The 15,723-nt window shown below is 70.7% G+C and carries 15 protein-coding genes and 1 pseudogene; 6 read left to right on the top strand and 10 right to left on the bottom strand.

Annotated elements, in window-relative coordinates; genetic code table 11:
* Nucleotides 1-133: 133 nt before the first annotated feature.
* The 3 genes from ACZ5DS_RS15580 to rimP form a co-directional block, all read right to left on the bottom strand.
* Nucleotides 134-430: a YlxR family protein gene (locus ACZ5DS_RS15580; RefSeq protein ID WP_468238052.1), complete on the bottom strand. Its 297-nt coding sequence runs from the start codon at nt 428-430 to the stop codon at nt 134-136.
* A gap of 101 nt (nt 431-531) precedes the next feature.
* Complete coding sequence (nusA, locus tag ACZ5DS_RS15575; protein WP_393483565.1) at nt 532-1,530, bottom strand: transcription termination factor NusA; 999 nt, start codon at nt 1,528-1,530, stop codon at nt 532-534.
* 2 nt (nt 1,531-1,532) lie between these two features.
* Entirely contained in the window at nt 1,533-2,051 is a 519-nt protein-coding gene (gene rimP, locus ACZ5DS_RS15570) for a ribosome maturation factor RimP (RefSeq protein WP_468238050.1), read from the bottom strand.
* 219 nt (nt 2,052-2,270) lie between these two features.
* On the opposite strand from rimP, the gene ACZ5DS_RS15565 reads away from it, so the two are divergent.
* The 3 genes from ACZ5DS_RS15565 to ACZ5DS_RS15555 are packed head-to-tail and all read left to right on the top strand — an operon-like array spanning nt 2,271 to nt 4,233.
* Nucleotides 2,271-2,792 (top strand): hypothetical protein, encoded by a 522-nt coding sequence (locus ACZ5DS_RS15565; RefSeq protein WP_468238048.1) that lies wholly within the window; start codon nt 2,271-2,273, stop codon nt 2,790-2,792.
* Nucleotides 2,789-3,274 (top strand): ferritin-like domain-containing protein, encoded by a 486-nt coding sequence (locus tag ACZ5DS_RS15560; protein ID WP_468238045.1) that lies wholly within the window; start codon nt 2,789-2,791, stop codon nt 3,272-3,274. Before ACZ5DS_RS15565 ends, ACZ5DS_RS15560 begins: the two co-directional genes overlap by 4 nt.
* A gap of 50 nt (nt 3,275-3,324) precedes the next feature.
* Nucleotides 3,325-4,233, top strand: a complete 909-nt coding sequence (locus ACZ5DS_RS15555; protein ID WP_468238043.1) for an aminoglycoside phosphotransferase family protein — start codon at nt 3,325-3,327, stop codon at nt 4,231-4,233.
* Nucleotides 4,234-4,312: 79 nt separating this feature from the next.
* On the opposite strand, the gene ACZ5DS_RS15550 is transcribed toward ACZ5DS_RS15555, so the two are convergent.
* The 6 genes from ACZ5DS_RS15550 to dxr all read right to left on the bottom strand — a co-directional run bounded on the left by ACZ5DS_RS15550 (nt 4,313) and on the right by dxr (nt 11,596).
* Nucleotides 4,313-6,019 carry a proline--tRNA ligase gene (locus ACZ5DS_RS15550; RefSeq protein ID WP_468238040.1) on the bottom strand — a complete coding sequence of 569 codons (1,707 nt, stop codon included), beginning with the start codon at nt 6,017-6,019 and terminating at the stop codon, nt 4,313-4,315.
* Nucleotides 6,020-6,107: 88 nt separating this feature from the next.
* On the bottom strand, nt 6,108-6,638 hold the full coding sequence (locus tag ACZ5DS_RS15545; RefSeq protein WP_468238037.1) for a GNAT family N-acetyltransferase: 531 nt from the start codon (nt 6,636-6,638) through the stop codon (nt 6,108-6,110).
* Between the two features lie 20 nt (nt 6,639-6,658).
* Nucleotides 6,659-7,507 carry a GNAT family N-acetyltransferase gene (locus tag ACZ5DS_RS15540; protein ID WP_468238035.1) on the bottom strand — a complete coding sequence of 283 codons (849 nt, stop codon included), beginning with the start codon at nt 7,505-7,507 and terminating at the stop codon, nt 6,659-6,661.
* Between the two features lie 194 nt (nt 7,508-7,701).
* Complete coding sequence (ispG, locus tag ACZ5DS_RS15535) at nt 7,702-8,859, bottom strand: flavodoxin-dependent (E)-4-hydroxy-3-methylbut-2-enyl-diphosphate synthase (protein ID WP_468238032.1); 1,158 nt, start codon at nt 8,857-8,859, stop codon at nt 7,702-7,704.
* 170 nt (nt 8,860-9,029) lie between these two features.
* The gene (locus ACZ5DS_RS15530) at nt 9,030-10,334 is read right to left on the bottom strand and encodes a M50 family metallopeptidase (RefSeq protein ID WP_468238030.1); all 1,305 of its coding nucleotides are present in this window, start codon (nt 10,332-10,334) and stop codon (nt 9,030-9,032) included.
* Entirely contained in the window at nt 10,331-11,596 is a 1,266-nt protein-coding gene (dxr, locus tag ACZ5DS_RS15525; protein ID WP_468238027.1) for a 1-deoxy-D-xylulose-5-phosphate reductoisomerase, read from the bottom strand. Before dxr ends, ACZ5DS_RS15530 begins: the two co-directional genes overlap by 4 nt.
* Before the next feature lie 200 nt (nt 11,597-11,796).
* On the opposite strand from dxr, the gene ACZ5DS_RS15520 reads away from it, so the two are divergent.
* Nucleotides 11,797-12,255 (top strand): lamin tail domain-containing protein, encoded by a 459-nt coding sequence (locus ACZ5DS_RS15520; RefSeq protein ID WP_468238025.1) that lies wholly within the window; start codon nt 11,797-11,799, stop codon nt 12,253-12,255.
* Between the two features lie 147 nt (nt 12,256-12,402).
* Nucleotides 12,403-12,882, top strand: coding sequence for a hypothetical protein (locus ACZ5DS_RS15515; protein WP_468238022.1), 480 nt, complete (start codon nt 12,403-12,405; stop codon nt 12,880-12,882).
* 33 nt (nt 12,883-12,915) lie between these two features.
* On the opposite strand, the gene ACZ5DS_RS15510 is transcribed toward ACZ5DS_RS15515, so the two are convergent.
* Complete coding sequence (locus ACZ5DS_RS15510) at nt 12,916-14,853, bottom strand: acyl-CoA dehydrogenase family protein (protein WP_468238020.1); 1,938 nt, start codon at nt 14,851-14,853, stop codon at nt 12,916-12,918.
* A 182-nt stretch (nt 14,854-15,035) separates the two neighbouring features.
* Here ACZ5DS_RS15510 and ACZ5DS_RS15505 point away from each other — a divergent pair.
* A pseudogene (locus tag ACZ5DS_RS15505) lies at nt 15,036-15,713 on the top strand (LacI family DNA-binding transcriptional regulator); the annotation flags it as partial.
* Between the last annotated feature and the right edge of the window lie 10 nt (nt 15,714-15,723).

The raw sequence follows: 15,723 nt of genomic DNA, 5'->3' as shown, positions 1-15,723 counted from the left end.
TCCGGGGAAGCCGGACCGTCGCTAGTTCATGGGCGTACTCATCGCGTACTCATCGAGTGCTCATCGCAATCTCGACCTGCTTTCGACTCGCGAGGTACCAGGCCGTACGGCGGGTTCCGTACGGCGCGCTTTCTTACTGTGTCGCCTGTTCGCAACTGTCTGTCTGCTCGACGTACTGACGCAACGCCTTTATGTCGAGCGGACCCGGGACGCGCAGCGCCCGTGGGAACGCCCGGCGGCGTACCGCCTGGTCGAGACAGACCGGGTCGGGGTGTACATAGGCACCCCGGCCGGGCAGCGTACCGCGAGGATCGGGAACGCACTGTTCCTGGTCCGCCACGGCCCGCAGCAGATCGTCTTTGGCCGCTCGCTGCCTGCACCCCACACAGGTGCGCTCAGGGCATGCGCGGGCATGCGTCCGGCCAGACACCCTTTAGTCTACCTCCCCGTACCGACCTCACCCCTTTGGGGCAAAAGTCGAACAGCTGCTCACTACAGGCTGACGTGATCTCAGCGACTCCCGGCCGAGATCTATTCCCCGGCGCGCTCCCCGGCCTGCTCGGTGTCCGGACGGATGTCGATCCGCCAGCCGGTGAGCCGGGCCGCGAGCCGGGCGTTCTGTCCTTCCTTGCCGATCGCCAGCGACAGCTGGTAGTCCGGCACGGTCACCCGGGCGGAGCGGGAGGCCATGTCCACGACCTCCACCTTGCTCACCCGAGCGGGTGACAGCGCGTTCGCCACCATCTCGGCCGGGTCGTCCGACCAGTCGACGATGTCGATCTTCTCGCCGTTCAGTTCGCCCATCACGTTGCGCACCCGGCCGCCCATGGGGCCGATGCAGGCACCCTTGGCGTTCAGGCCCGCACGGGTGGACCGTACGGCGATCTTGGTGCGGTGGCCGGCCTCGCGGGCGATGGCCGCGATCTCCACCGACCCGTCGGCGATCTCCGGCACCTCCAGGGCGAAGAGCTTCTTCACCAGGTTGGGGTGCGTACGGGAGAGGGTCACCGAGGGGCCGCGCACGCCCTTGGCCACCCGGACGACGTACGACCGCAGCCGCATGCCGTGCGGGTACGACTCGCCGGGGACCTGCTCCTGCACCGGCAGGATGGCCTCCAGCTTGCCGATGTCCACGAGCACGTTCTTCGGGTCGCGGCCCTGCTGGACCACGCCGGTGACGATGTCGCCCTCGCGGCCGGCGTACTCGCCGAGCGTGGCGTCGTCCTCGGCGTCGCGCAGCCGCTGCAGGATCACCTGCTTGGCGGTGGTCGCGGCGATGCGGCCGAAGCCGGAGGGGGTGTCGTCGAACTCGCGGGGCTCCTGGCCCTCCTCGAGGTCCTCGGGGTCCTCCTTCGCCCACACGGTCACATGGCCGGTCTCCCGGTTGAGCTCCACGCGCGCGTGCCGGCGGCTTCCCTCGGTGCGGTGGTACGCGATGAGGAGGGCCGACTCGATCGCCTCGACCAGCAGGTCGAAGGAGATCTCCTTCTCCCGAACCAAGCCCCGCAGGGCGCTCATGTCGATGTCCACGGCTACGCCTCCTCCTCTTCCTTCATGTCCTTCTTGTCCGTCTTGTCTTTGCGGCTGAACTCGACCTGCACGCGCGCCTTGGCGATCTCCGCGAAGCCGAGCCGTCGGGTGGTGGCCTTACGGCCCTTCACACCGGGCACCTCGACGTCGATGCCTTCGTCGTCGACGGTCAGGATGCGTGCGACCAGCTCGCCGTCCTCGGTCAGCTGGAACTTCACCAGGCGGTCGACGGCGCGCACGAAGTGGCGGTACTCGCTGAGGAGTCGCTCCGCGCCGGGGGTCCCGACCTCCAGGTCGTAGGCGGCGTCACCCATCGCGTTGGTCTCGTCGAGCTTCGCCGAGAGCGCGCGGCTCACATCGGCGATCCGGTCCAGGTCCGCTCCGGTGTCGGAGTCGACGGTCACACGCAGCACCCGCTTGCGGCCGACGGAGTCCACGGCGATCTCTTCGAGATCCAGCCCCTGGGAGGTGACGAGCGGTTCCAGCAGCTCTCGCAGCCTCTCGCTCTGGGTGGTGCTCATCCGGGTGACTCCTCGGCCGCGTGTGCTGTTGTGGGATGGGTCGCGTGTCTGGTCAAAGGGTATCCGGTCGCGGGGAGTGTTGCCGTCCACCTGTGTCCGGGCGGTGCCGGTGAGTGGTGTGCGCGGGGCGCGCGGGTACGGTGATCACGGGCGTGCCGCCCGCCCCCGCTGTGCTTCCTGTGTTGTTCCTTTCGTACGAGTGCCCCGAGGACGTCTGCAGTGCCGTACCCGCCGTCGCCGCGTACCCCCTCGGGGCCGCGCAGAAGAACCCTGCTCGCCTCGGCCGCCGGGGCCGCCCTGCTGGTGGGCTGCTCGGCCGATCCGGACTCCGGCGGCAGCGCCGCCACCCCCTCGGTGACCGCCCGGGCACGCGCGCGTGCGGCGCGGGACAGCGCGGGGCTCCTGGAGCGTTACGACGCCGTGCTCGCCGTCCATCCGGCGCTCGCGGAGCGACTGCGGCCGCTGCGGGCGCAGGTGGCGGCGCACGTGGAGGCGTTCGGCGGCGACAAGGCCACCAAGTCCCCCTCCCCGACGGCCTCCACGACGGCCACGGCGTCTCCGCCGGCCGTGCCGGCGGCCGAGACGGACGCCCTCGCCGATCTCGCCTCCGCCGAGCGCGGCGTCGCCGACCGGCGGGCCAGGGACCTGATGGACGTACCCGGAGAGCTGGCCCGGCTGCTGGCGTCGGTGGCGGCGGCCGGGGTGGCGCACGCATACCTGCTGACCGAGGGGGCCAAGTGAGCGACGAGGCGAAGCAGGCCGAGCTGACGGCGCTTCAGGCAGCGCTGGCGGCGGAGCACGCGGCGGTGTACGGGTACGGCGTCGTCGGCGGGCGGATCGACGCGCGGCGGCGGACCGAGGCGCGGGCGGCGTACGACGCGCACCGGGCCCGGCGGGACGCGCTGGTGCGCGAGGTGCGCGACCTGGGCGGTGTGCCGATGGCCGCGAGCGCCGCGTACGCGCTGCCGTTCCCGGTGGCCGACGCGGCCTCCGCGGTGCGGCTGGCCGCGCGGTTGGAGGAGCGGGTGGCCGGGGTCTACTCGGACCTGGTGCGGGCGGTGACCGGTGAGCGGCGCGGCTCGGCGGCCGGGGCGCTGCGCGAGGCGGCGGTCCGGGCCGTGCGCTGGAGCGGGGAGAGCGTAGCCTTCCCTGGGCTCGCCGAGCGGGCCGGTGACGAAGCAGGTGCGGCCGGACCGCGTACGTCGGCGTCCCCGACGGCGTGACCGCGTAGCCACCCCCACGGCAGGCCCAGGAGGAAGGGAACAACTCGCGCATGGCTTTCGAACCGCCCCAGCGGCTGGTGCGGGCGCTCGGTGAGACGGCACCGGCCGGGGACGACTGGCTGGCGCGGTTGCCCCGGGCGGCCGAGCGGGCGGTCGCCCGGCGCGAGTTGACCGTGGAGCGGGTCCAGGTGCCGGGCGGGCGCAGCAGCCTGGTGGTGCTGGTCCGGCGCGTGGACGGCACCCCGGCGGTCCTGAAGCTGGCCCCGGCGCGGGCTCGCCCCGAGAGCGAGCGGGCGGCGCTGGCGCACTGGGCCGGCCTGGGCGCCGTACTGCTGCTTCAGGCGGATGCCGAGGACGCCGCCGAGGGGGTGCTGCTGCTGGAGCGGCTGCACCCGGACGTGTCGGTGCGGTCGCTGCCGGAGGCGAAGGCGCTGCTGGAGGCCGCGGGGACGCTGCGGCGGCTGTGGGTCGAGCCGCCCGCTGACCATGTGTTCGAGACGGTGGCCGAGCGGACCGGGCGGCAGGCGGAGGCGATGCGGGCGAGCGCTCTGGCCGAGCCCGACGCGGCGCCGTTGGTGGATGCGGCGCTCGCGGCGCGCGAGGAGTTGTTGGCTGCGCCGCCCGAGCATCGGCTGCTGCACGGCACCTTCCGGCAGAGCAAGGTGCTGGCCGGGGAACGGATGCCGTGGCTTGCGGTGGGGCCGGACCCGGTGGTCGGTGAGTGTGCGTTCGATCTGGCACGGCTGGTGCGGGACCGGGTGGAGGATCTGATCGCCGCACCGTCGGGAGCGGCGACGACGCGGCGGCGGATCAAGCGGCTCGCGGAGTCCTTGGACGTGGATCTGGAGCGGCTGCGGGGGTGGACGCTGTTCCGGGCCGTGGAGTCGGGGGTACGGGCGCTGCGCGTGGGGCGGCCGAAGGACGGGGAGTTGTTGCTGGAGTTCGCCGGGTGGCTGTGAGGGCACGGGGAGAAGCCCCCTGAGCCTCAGCAGGTCTCAGGGGGCTTCTCTCTTGGCCGAGGGCTGCCGGGGGCTTCCCTTACTGCGCCGTCAGGCGGGCGATCGCGTCCTCGACGGACAGCTCCTCGCGCTCACCGGTCTTGCGGTCCTTCAGCTCCAGCACGCCCTCGCCGGAGCGGCGGCCGGCCACCAGGATCTGCGGGACGCCGATCAGCTCGGCGTCGGTGAACTTCACGCCCGGGGAGACCCCGGCCCGGTCGTCCACCAGGACGCGGACGCCGGCGGCGGCCAGCTTCTCGGCGACGTCGAGCGCCAGCTCGGTCTGCAGGGCCTTGCCGGCGGCGACGACGTGCACGTCGGCCGGGGCGACCTCCTTGGGCCAGCACAGGCCCTGCTCGTCGGCGGTCTGCTCGGCGAGCGCGGCGACGGCGCGGGAGACGCCGATGCCGTAGGAGCCCATGGTGACGCGGACGGGCTTGCCGTTCTGGCCGAGGACGTCGAGCTTGAGGGCGTCGGCGTACTTGCGGCCCAGCTGGAAGATGTGGCCGATCTCGATGGCGCGGTCCAGCTTCAGGCCGGTGCCGCACTTGGGGCAGGGGTCGCCCTCCTGCACCACGACGACGTCCACGTACTCGTCGACCTCGAAGTCACGGCCGGCGACGACGTTCTTGGCGTGCGTGTGCTCCTTGTTGGCACCGGTGATCCAGGCGGTCCCGGGGGCCACGCGCGGGTCTGCGAGGTACTTCACCTTCTCGCCCAGGCCCTGCGGGCCGACGTAGCCGCGCACCAGGTCGGGCCGGCCCGCGAAGTCCCCCTCGGTGACCATCTCGACGACCGCCGGGGCGAAGTGCGCCTCGACCTTGCCCAGGTCGACCTCGCGGTCGCCGGGCACGCCCACGGCGACGATCTCGCCGTCCACCTTGACCAGCAGGTTCTTCAGCGTGGCGGAGGCCGGGACGCCGAGGGAGGCGGCCAGGGTCTCGATGGTCGGGGTGTCGGGGGTGGGGATCTCCTCGAGCGCGGGGACGGCCGAGCCGTCCACCGGCTTGAGCTCGTAGGAGACCGCTTCGGTGTTCGCGGCGAAGTCGCAGTTCGGGCAGTCCGCGAAGGTGTCCTCGCCGGCCTCGGCCGGGGCGAGGAACTCCTCGGACTTGGAGCCGCCCATCGCGCCGGCGGTGGCGGCGACGATGCGGTAGTCGAGGCCGAGGCGCTCGAACGTGCGCCGGTAGGCCTCGCGGTGCAGGGCGTAGGAGGTGCCGAGGCCCTCGTCGTCCAGGTCGAAGGAGTACGAGTCCTTCATCAGGAACTCACGGCCGCGCAGGATCCCGGCGCGCGGGCGGGCCTCGTCCCGGAACTTGGTCTGGATCTGGTAGAGGATCACCGGCAGGTCCTTGTAGGACGTGCACTGGTCCTTGACCAGGAGGGTGAAGATCTCCTCGTGGGTGGGGCCGAGGAGGTAGTCGCCGCCCTTGCGGTCCTTCAGCCGGAACAGCTCCTGGCCGTACTCGTCCCAGCGGCCGGTGGCCTCGTAGGGCTCACGCGGCAGCAGGGCGGGGAGCGAGACCTCCTGGGCGCCGATGGCGTCCATCTCCTCGCGGACGATCCGCTCCACGTTGGCGAGGACCTTCTTGCCGAGGGGCAGCCAGCTCCAGATGCCGGCGGCGGTGCGGCGGACGTAGCCGGCGCGGACGAGGAGCTTGTGGCTGAGGACCTCGGCGTCCGCCGGGTCGTCGCGCAGCGTCTTCGCCATCAACTGGGACATGCGCTGGACCGGTGCGTTCGCCATGGTTCTCGTACTCCTGCCGGGAAAACGGTGATGGCAAGGAGGTTAGCCGGGCTTGCTGTGCCGGTGGAAATCGGTTATCTCCGGGCGGTTATTTCCGACGCAGCGGCAGGGGGGCGCCCATCACGGCGTACGGCTTGGGGGCGCTCGGGAAGTGGACCTGGCGGGCGAGGTCGACGTAGCCGAGGGAGTGGTAGAGGCCTCGGGCCGGGCTGTCGGTGTCGATCGCGGAGAGGATCGAGCGGGGTTCGGCGGCGCCGTCGGTGATCGTGGTGATCAGCCGGCGGCCGATGCCACGGTTCTGGTGGCGGGGGTGGACGTGCAGCTCGGTGATGACGAAGGAGTCGTCCAGCCAGTAGTCGTTGTGCTGGGCGCGGAGGTAGGGCTCCACGACCGTGGACCACCAGTGGGTGCGGGAGTTGGGCATGCCGTAGACGAAGCCGACGAGGTGTCCGCCGACGGTTGCGCCGAGGGCCCTTGCACCCGGGTACTGCATGTGGCGCTGGACGATGTGACGGCGTACGGCGACTTCGTCCGGGCCGAGTCCGAAGGCGACGGCTTGGACTGCGAGGGCCTCGTCGACGTGGGCTGCGAGGTCCAGGGGGCCGATCACGAGGTCCATGCGGGGAGCGTACAGGGGCCTCAGAAGAGAACGCTCATGAAGGCTCCCACCTCGTGGAAGCCCACCCTGCGGTACGTCCTTCTCGCCGCCGTGTTGAAGTCGTTGACGTAGAGGCTGACGACCGGGGCCACGTCGGCCAGCGCATAGCGCAGAACCGCGGCCATTCCGGGCGCAGCCAGTCCCCTGCCCCGGTACTCCGGCGCGACCCACACGCCCTGGATCTGGCAGGCCTGGGGCGTCGCCGCGCCGATCTCCGCCTTGAACACGACCTTGCCGTGCTCGTCGAGGCGGGCGAAGGAGCGGCCGGAGCCGACCAGTTCGGCGACGCGGGCCTGGTAGAGCAGGCCGCCGTCGCCGGCCATGGGCGATACGCCGACCTCCTCGGTGAACATGGCCACGCACGCCGGCATGATCGTCTCCATCTCGTCCTTGCGGATGCGGCGGACGTAGGGATCCGGGGCGATGTCGGCGGGCATGCGGTCGGTGACCATGAGGGGCTGGTGGGCGCGGACCTCGCGGGCCGGGCCCCACTGGGGTTCCAGCAGGCGCCACAGCTGGGCGGTGGGCCCGGCGGGCCCGACGATGGAGGAGCAGCGGCGGCCGGCCCTGCGGGCGCGGTCCGCGAAGGCGCGGACGGCGCGCGGGGAGGCACAGATGGGGACCAGGTTGGCGCCCGCATAGCACAGGGACGTGAGCATGCCGTCCTCGTACCAGCCCCACATCTCGCCGCCGAGCCGCCACGGGTCGAGGCCCGCGATCTGCACCCGGGAGGTCACGAAGGCGTTCACGACCGGCTCGCGGTCGAGGACGGCGAGCGCGGCATCCAGGTCGCTCGGATCGAGCACCCGTGAGGTGGTCTGGGTCAACACGTGCGGGGCCCTCACGCTGGGGTTCTGCTGGTCCCCGCACTATAGCTGCGCTGCTTTGGCGGCGCCTGTGAGCTCGGGGGCTCTGGTCTCCGGGCGGCTGCGGACCGTCTGTGGCCGGTCGCGCCCACGCGGCGGAGCCGCATATCGATACAGCCCCGCGCCCCTTTCGGGGCGCGCCCCCACCGGCACTGAAATCAGCCCGCCACCGAGATCGACGGCTCGCCCGACGCGATGCCGTCCGCCTCCATCTGCTCGGCCAGCTTCATGGCCTCCTCGATGAGGGTTTCCACGATCTTGGACTCGGGGACGGTCTTGATGACCTCGCCCTTGACGAAGATCTGGCCCTTGCCGTTGCCGGAGGCGACGCCGAGGTCGGCCTCGCGGGCCTCGCCGGGGCCGTTGACGACGCAGCCCATGACGGCGACGCGCAGCGGGACCTCCATGCCGGTCAGGCCGGCGGTGACCTCTTCGGCCAGCTTGTAGACATCGACCTGGGCGCGGCCGCAGGACGGGCAGGAGACGATCTCCAGGCCGCGCTGGCGCAGGTTCAGGGACTCCAGGATCTGGGTGCCGACCTTGACCTCCTCGACCGGCGGGGCCGACAGGGAGACGCGGATGGTGTCGCCGATGCCCTGGGAGAGCAGGGAGCCGAAGGCGACCGCCGACTTGATCGTGCCCTGGAAGGCCGGGCCGGCCTCGGTGACGCCGAGGTGGAGGGGGTAGTCGCACTGGGCGGCGAGCTGGCGGTAGGCCTCGATCATCACGACCGGGTCGTTGTGCTTGACCGAGATCTTGATGTCGCGGAAGTCGTGCTCCTCGAAGAGGGAGGCCTCCCACAGGGCGCTCTCGACGAGGGCCTCGGGGGTCGCCTTGCCGTACTTCTGGAGCAGGCGGCGGTCCAGGGAGCCGGCGTTGACACCGATGCGGATCGGGGTGCCGTGGTCCTTGGCGGCCTTGGCGATCTCCTTGACCTTGTCGTCGAACTGCTTGATGTTGCCCGGGTTGACGCGCACGGCGGCGCAGCCGGCCTCGATGGCCGCGAAGACGTACTTGGGCTGGAAGTGGATGTCCGCGATGACCGGGATCTGCGACTTGCGGGCGATGGTCGCAAGCGCGTCGGCGTCGTCCTGGGTGGGGCAGGCGACACGGACGATCTGGCAGCCGGACGCGGTCAGCTCGGCGATCTGCTGGAGGGTGGCGCCGATGTCGGACGTACGGGTCGTCGTCATCGACTGGACCGAGACGGGTGCGTCTCCGCCGACCGCCACGGATCCGACCTGGATCTGCCGGCTCTTCCGGCGCTCGGCGAGCTTGGTCGGAACGGACGGCATGCCGAGAGAAATCGCAGTCATCTGCTGTGCAACCCCAAGTCGTGGATCAGGATCCGGTCCCGTGAACGGCGGGCTCCAGGCTTCGAGATTACGGCACCGGCCCTGGCGGGGGCACATCCCACCCCGTCAAACCCACCCGATGGAAGACGGCCCGGAACACATGGTCCCGGGCCGCCTCGAACGTCGGATGGCTACGAGATTTTCACCGGGTTAACCACGTCCGCGATCAGCACCAGGACGGTGAAGCAGACGAAGATCCCGGCCACCACGTAGGCCACCGGCATCAGCTTGGCCACGTCGAACGGGCCGGGGTCGGGCCGGCGCAGCACGCGTGCCACGTTCCGCCGCAGCGACTCCCACAGGGCGCCCGCGATGTGCCCGCCGTCGAGCGGGAGCAGCGGGAGCATGTTGAACAGGAACAGGGAGAGGTTGAAGCCGGCCACCACGAAGACGGCCATGGCCAGCTGCTGCGAGGCCGGGATGTCCAGCGTGGCGATCTCCCCGGTGACCCGGGCCGCGCCGACGATGCCCATCGGGGAGTCCGGCTCGCGCGGGGCGTCGCCGAACGTGGCGTCCCACAGGGCCGGAATCTTGCCGGGCAGGGCGATGAGGGAGTCGACGGCGTCGCCGACCCGGTCGGTCATCCAGGTCACGGAGTCGCCGAAGCCCAGGTGGACGACGCCCCTGGCGGGGCTGAAGCCGAGGAAGCCGGCCTGGACGTACTTGCCCTGGACGTAGGCGCCGTGGGAGTCCTTCTTGGCGACCGTGTTGGTGGCGATCTTCGCGTGCAGGGTCAGTTCCCGGCCGCCCCGGTCGACGACGATGGCCACGTCCTTGCCCGCGCTGTCGCGGATGAGGTCGGACAGCGTGTTCCAGTCCTTGGTCGGCTTGCCGCCGAACGAGACGATCTTGTCGCGTTTCTTCACACCGGCGGCCTGGGCCGGGGAGGCCTCGTCGGACTTCTTGCAGCTGTCACGGTGCTCGCTCTGCGCGATGACGCACGGAGAGACCGAGGCGACGGTGGTGGTCTCCTGCTGGATGCCGAAGCCCATCAGCACGGTGAGGAACAGGCCGATCGCGAGGATCAGGTTCATGAACGGGCCCGCGAACATGACGATGACGCGCTTCCACGGCTTGCGCGTGTAGAACATCCGCGTCTCGTCGCCCGGCTTCAGCTCCTCGAAGGCCGCCGAACGGGCGTCCTCGATCATGCCCCGCCACGGCGACGTGGAGCGGGCGGAGACCCGGCCGGCCTCGTCCGGCGGGAACATGCCGATCATGCGGATGTAGCCGCCGAGCGGGATGGCCTTGATGCCGTACTCGGTCTCGCCCTTGTGCCGCGACCAGATGGTCGGGCCGAAGCCGACCATGTACTGCGGGACGCGGATGCCGAAGAGCTTGGCCGTGGACAGGTGCCCCAGCTCGTGCCAGGCGATCGAGACGAGCAGGCCGACCACGAAGACCACTATGCCGAGGATGAACATCAAGGTCGTCATGCACGCGCCTCCGCGGTCCGGTCTGTCAGTTCGCGCGCCCGGGCCCTCGCCCAGGTCTCCGCTTCGAGGACGTCCGACACGGTGAGTGAAGTTCCCGCGACCGGGGTGCCGTGCTCCTCGACCACCCGGGTGACGGTCTCCATGATGCCGTTGAAGGGCAGGGCGCCGGTGCGGAAGGCCTCGACGCACTCCTCGTTGGCCGCATTGAACACCGCCGGGGCCGTGCCCGCGAGCCGCCCCACGTGCCGGGCGAGGTTCACCGAGGGGAAGGCCTCGTTGTCCAGCGGGAAGAACTCCCACGTGGAAGCCCTGCTCCAGTCGAAGGCGGGTGCCGCGTCCGGGACGCGCTCGGGCCAGCCCAGACCGATGGCGATGGGCCCGCGCATGTCGGGGGGCGTCGCCTGGGCGATCGTGGATCCGTCGGTGAACTCGACCATCGAGTGAACATACGACTGGGGATGCACGACGACCTCAATGCGGTCGAAGGGAATGTCGTAGAGGAGATGTGCCTCGATGACTTCCAGGCCCTTGTTGACGAGGGTCGCCGAGTTGATCGTGATCACCGGGCCCATCGCCCAGGTGGGGTGCGCGAGGGCGTCCTCGACGGTGACGTCCGCCAGCTGTGCCCTGGTCCGGCCGCGGAAGGGGCCGCCGGAGGCGGTGACGACCAGTTTGCGCACGTCGGCGCGGGTGCCGCAGGCGAGCGCCTGGAAGAGCGCGGCGTGCTCGGAGTCGACCGGGATGATCTGCCCGGGCTTGGCGAGCGCCTTGACCAGCGGGCCGCCGACGATCAGCGACTCCTTGTTGGCGAGCGCGAGGGTGCGGCCCGCCTCCAGGGCGGCCAGGGTGGGCGCGAGGCCGATGGACCCGGTGATGCCGTTGAGGACGGTGTGGCAGTCGGAGGCGGCGACCTGGGTGGCCGCGTCCGGTCCGGCGAGGATCTCGGGGAGCGGCTCCCCGGAGCCGTACTGCTCGGTCAGTGCCTCGCGCAGGGCCGGTACGGCGTCCTCGCGGGCGACCGCCACGGTCCGCACCCGCAGGCGGTGCGCCTGCTCGGCGAGCAGCGCCGTGCGGGCGCCGTTCGCGGAGAGGGCGGTGACCCGGAAGCGGTCGGGGTTGCGGAGCACGAGGTCGATGGCCTGGGTTCCGATGGACCCGGTGGAGCCGAGGATCACCACGTCCTTGGGGCCGTCGCCCGCGAGGGGGTCGTAGACGAGGTGCGGGTCGGCGAGGGGTGCCGGACTGGCGGGACTGTCGGTCATCCCTCCATTGTGGCCGCAAGCCGATGCCGCCTGGACAGGGCATCCCTCGGGCGGGTGCGTTAACAGCTTTCGTCGCCGGATGGAGTGGTTTTCCCGTTGTGAAGCCATGGTGAAGATCATGTGATAACACTTCAGTCCCGGGCCGGTGGAGGACCGGCCCGGGCTGACTTCGCGGACGACATCCTTGGGGGGATCTCTCCATGCGTACTGTGCGCATACGCGCCGCCCTGCCCGCCCTCGCGGGCGCGGCCCTGCTCACCGGCACCCTGCTCAGCACCCCGGCCCAGGCGGCCGGCGGGGTGCACATCCACCACGTCTGGTTCGACAGCCCGGGCAAGGACGACCGCTCCAACAAGAGCCTCAACGGCGAGTGGGTGCAGATCAAGAACTCCGGCAGCTCGGCCGTCTCGCTCAGGGGCTGGGTCCTGAAGGACGCCTCGAACCACAGGTACGTCTTCCCGAACGTCAAGATCGGCGCCGGGAAGTACCTGAAGATCCACACCGGCAGCGGCTCGGACACCGCGTCGGACAAGTACCAGGACCGCCGCGCCTACGTCTGGAACAACGACAGGGACACGGCCACGCTGACCAAGGCGAGCGGCACCAAGGTCGATTCCTGCTCCTGGACCACGCGGGATCCGAGCGACAAGTACTGCTGAGCACCCAGGCGTGTGACCACCCCGGTCGGCCGCGGCACGCGGAAGCGGCAGCCCAACGTTCCCGTAAATAGCGTGCTTTCGGTCGCCCGGGGTGGCATATCCTTCCGATTCGGCCCGTCAAGCAGGGCCCCACGGGGAGGAACCACCATGATGAACCGCACACGTACGACCGCCGCCGTCCTGGCCACGGCAGGGCTCGTCACCGCCGCCCAACTCGGTTTCGCCGGAGCCTCGTCGGCCGCGACGCCGGCGGCGACGAGCAGCAGCTGCCCGATCGACCTGGTCTACCCGAGCCGCTTCTACATCGACTCGCACGGCTGGGTGACCAACGGCGGCCTCTACTTCGGGATCAAGAACAAGAGCACCACCAAGAGCTTCTCGAAGGTCACGTTCACCGTCACGAACGTCAAGAACCTCCGCTTCGGCAAGGCGAAGCCCACGGGCGGCAAGGTCACCAAGAACACGACGAAGACGGTGTCCGTGTACACCACGACGCTCAAGAAGAAGGCGAGCCTCGGGATGAGGATCCCCACGCACCTGCTCAACACCCGCTCCTACAAGGTGAAGTTCACCCTGAAGGGCTCGGGCTGGAACTGCGCCTCGGATCAGGGCACCTGGGGCGTCTGAGCCCCAGCTGCCCTGCCCGTCGAGCGATGAGGACTACGCGCCGTAGGGGCGCCGCTGGTTCTCCCGTGCGGACGGTCCGGGGGTCGCGTCGGCGATCCACGGGCCGTCCTCGGACGGGTCGACGATCCCCTGCTCCAGCCATTCGTAGGCCCCGCCGAGGACGCCCTTGACCACCTTGCGGTCGAGGTCGTCGGTGTTGCTCCACAGCCGGTTGAAGAGTTCCTCGACGCGGATGCGGGACTGGCGGCAGAAGGCGTCGGCGAGCTGGTAGGCCTCGCGGCCGTGCTCGCCCTCGCCGCGCAGCCGCTCGGCGCGCACACAGGCCGCGCTCATCGCGAACAGCTCCGCGCCGATGTCCACGATCCGGCCGAGGAAGCCCTGCTTGGTCTCCATCCGGCCCTGCCAGCGGGACATGGCGTAGAAGGTGGAGCGGGCCAGCTTGCGGGCGTGCCGCTCCACATAGCGCAGATGACCGGAGAGGTCCGTCTCGCGCTTGAACTCGTGGTACGAGGACGGAAGTTGGCCGGGGCCTGCGACCAGCTTCGGCAGCCACTTGGCGTAGAAGACACCCGCGTTCGCGCCCGCCTTCGCCTTGTCCGACAGGGACTTGTCGGGGTCGATGAGGTCGCCGGCGACCGAGAGGTGGGCGTCGACGGCCTCGCGGGCGATCAGCAGGTGCATGATCTCCGTCGAGCCCTCGAAGATACGGTTGATGCGCAGGTCGCGCAGGATCTGCTCGGCCGGGACGGACCGCTCGCCGCGCGCCTTCAGGGACTCGGCCGTCTCGTAGCCGCGGCCGCCGCGGATCTGGACCAGTTCGTCGGCCATCAGCCAGGCCATCTCGGAGCCGTAGAGCTTGGCGAGGGCGGCCTCGATGCGGATGTCGTTACGGTCCTCGTCGGCCATCTGCGAGGACAGGTCGAGGACGGCCTCCAGCGCGAAGGTGGTGGCCGCGATGAAGCTGATCTTGGAGCCGACGGCCTCGTGCAGCGCGACCGGCTTGCCCCACTGTTCCCGCTCCGCCGCCCACTCCCGGGCGATCTTCAGACACCACTTGCCGGCGCCGGCGCACATCGCGGGCAGCGAGAGCCGGCCGGTGTTGAGGGTGGTGAGCGCGATCTTCAGGCCCGCACCCTCGGGGCCGATGCGGTTCGCGGCCGGGACCCGGACCTGGTGGAAGCGGGTGACGCCGTTCTCGATGCCGCGCAGGCCCATGAAGGCGTTGCGGTTCTCGACGGTGATGCCCTCGGAGCCGGCCTCCACCACGAACGCGGTGATGCCGCCCTTGTGCCCCTCGGACTTCGGCACGCGTGCCATGACGACGAGCAGGTCGGCGACCACCCCGTTGGTGGTCCACAGCTTCACCCCGTCAAGCACATAGTGGTCGCCGTCCGGGACTGCGGTCGTCGCGAGGCGGGCCGGGTCGGAGCCGACGTCCGGCTCGGTGAGGAGGAAGGCGGAGATGTCGGTGCGGGCGCAGCGGGGCAGGAAGGCGTCCTTCTGCTCCTGGGTGCCGAAGAGCTTGAGTGGCTGCGGTACGCCGATCGACTGGTGGGCGGAGAGCAGGGCACCGACCGCGGGGCTCACCGAGCCGACCAGGGCGAGGGCCTTGTTGTAGTACAGCTGGGTGAGGCCGAGGCCGCCGTACTTGGGGTCGATCTTCATGCCGAGGGCGCCGAGTTCCTTCAGGCCGGCGACGACCTCGTCGGGGATGCGGGCCTCGCGCTCGATGCGGGCCGAGTCGATCGTCGTCTCGCAGAAGACGCGCAGCTTGGCCAGGAACTCCTCGCCGCGCCGCACGCTCTCGGCGTCCGGGAGCGGGTGGGGGTGGATGAGGTCGAGCCGGAAGCGCCCGAGGAACAGTTCCTTGGCGAAGCTGGGCTTGCGCCAGTCCTGTTCCCGGGCGGCCTCCGCCACCTGACGGGCCTCGCGCTCGGTGACGTTGGTGCGTTGGGTGGTGGGGGCGGACATTGAGGCTCACCTCGCCGCGAAGAGGATGATGGGGGCTGTTCGTTACCGAACAGTGCTACTGGATCGTTGGTACCCGAAACGGGGCGACCCCACCACCCCTCGCGCGTCCGTTCAGCGGATCCTCAGCCGATCGAGACCGAGTAGGACTCGGTGTCGAGGCGGCCGGAGCCCTTGAAGACCTCGGTTCCGGACTCGATCCCGGAGACGTACCTGTGGTTGCTCAGCAGCTTGCGCCTGACGAGTGCCTGGGTGCCGGTGCCCAGCCGTCCGTGCTGATCGGCCTGCCCGCTGACACCACCGACCTGACCTGCGTCGACCTGGACTGGACGGCGACCGGCGCGCTGTGCGTGGAGCACCTTGCGGGGCTCGGGCACCGCGACATCGCTGTCATCGGCGAGGCCCCGGCCGTCTACGAGCGGCACACCGGCTTCGCCGAGCGCACCCTCGACGGGCTCCGCTCCCGCGCCAGCGAGGCGGGCGTGCGGGTGCTGCACCGCCCGTGCGGGGGCGGGTACGACGCGATGGCCGTGACCCTGGCCCGGATCCTCGACGAGCGCCCGGGCACCACCGCCTTCGTCGAGCAGAACGAATCCGCGGTGGAGCCGCTGCTCGCGCTGCTGCGCCAGCAGGGCCGGGCCGTGCCCGAGGACGTGTCCGTGGTCGCGATCTGCCCGGACCAGGTCGCCGTCCAGGCCTCCGTGCGGCTCACCTCGGTCGCCGTCCCCGCGCAGGAGATGGGCCGGCACGCCGTGGAGCACCTGGTGGCCAAGCTGGAGGGGCGGGGCAGCGACGAGGTCGTGCTGCTCCCGCCCGAACTGACGGTACGGGCGAGTACGGGACCGGCGCCCACGACGCCCTGACGCGCGCCTT

The sequence above is a fragment of the Streptomyces sp. NPDC031100 genome, assembly GCF_055570785.1.
Note: the sequence above shows the minus strand (reverse complement) of the source record. Positions and strands in the feature narration are given on the sequence as shown.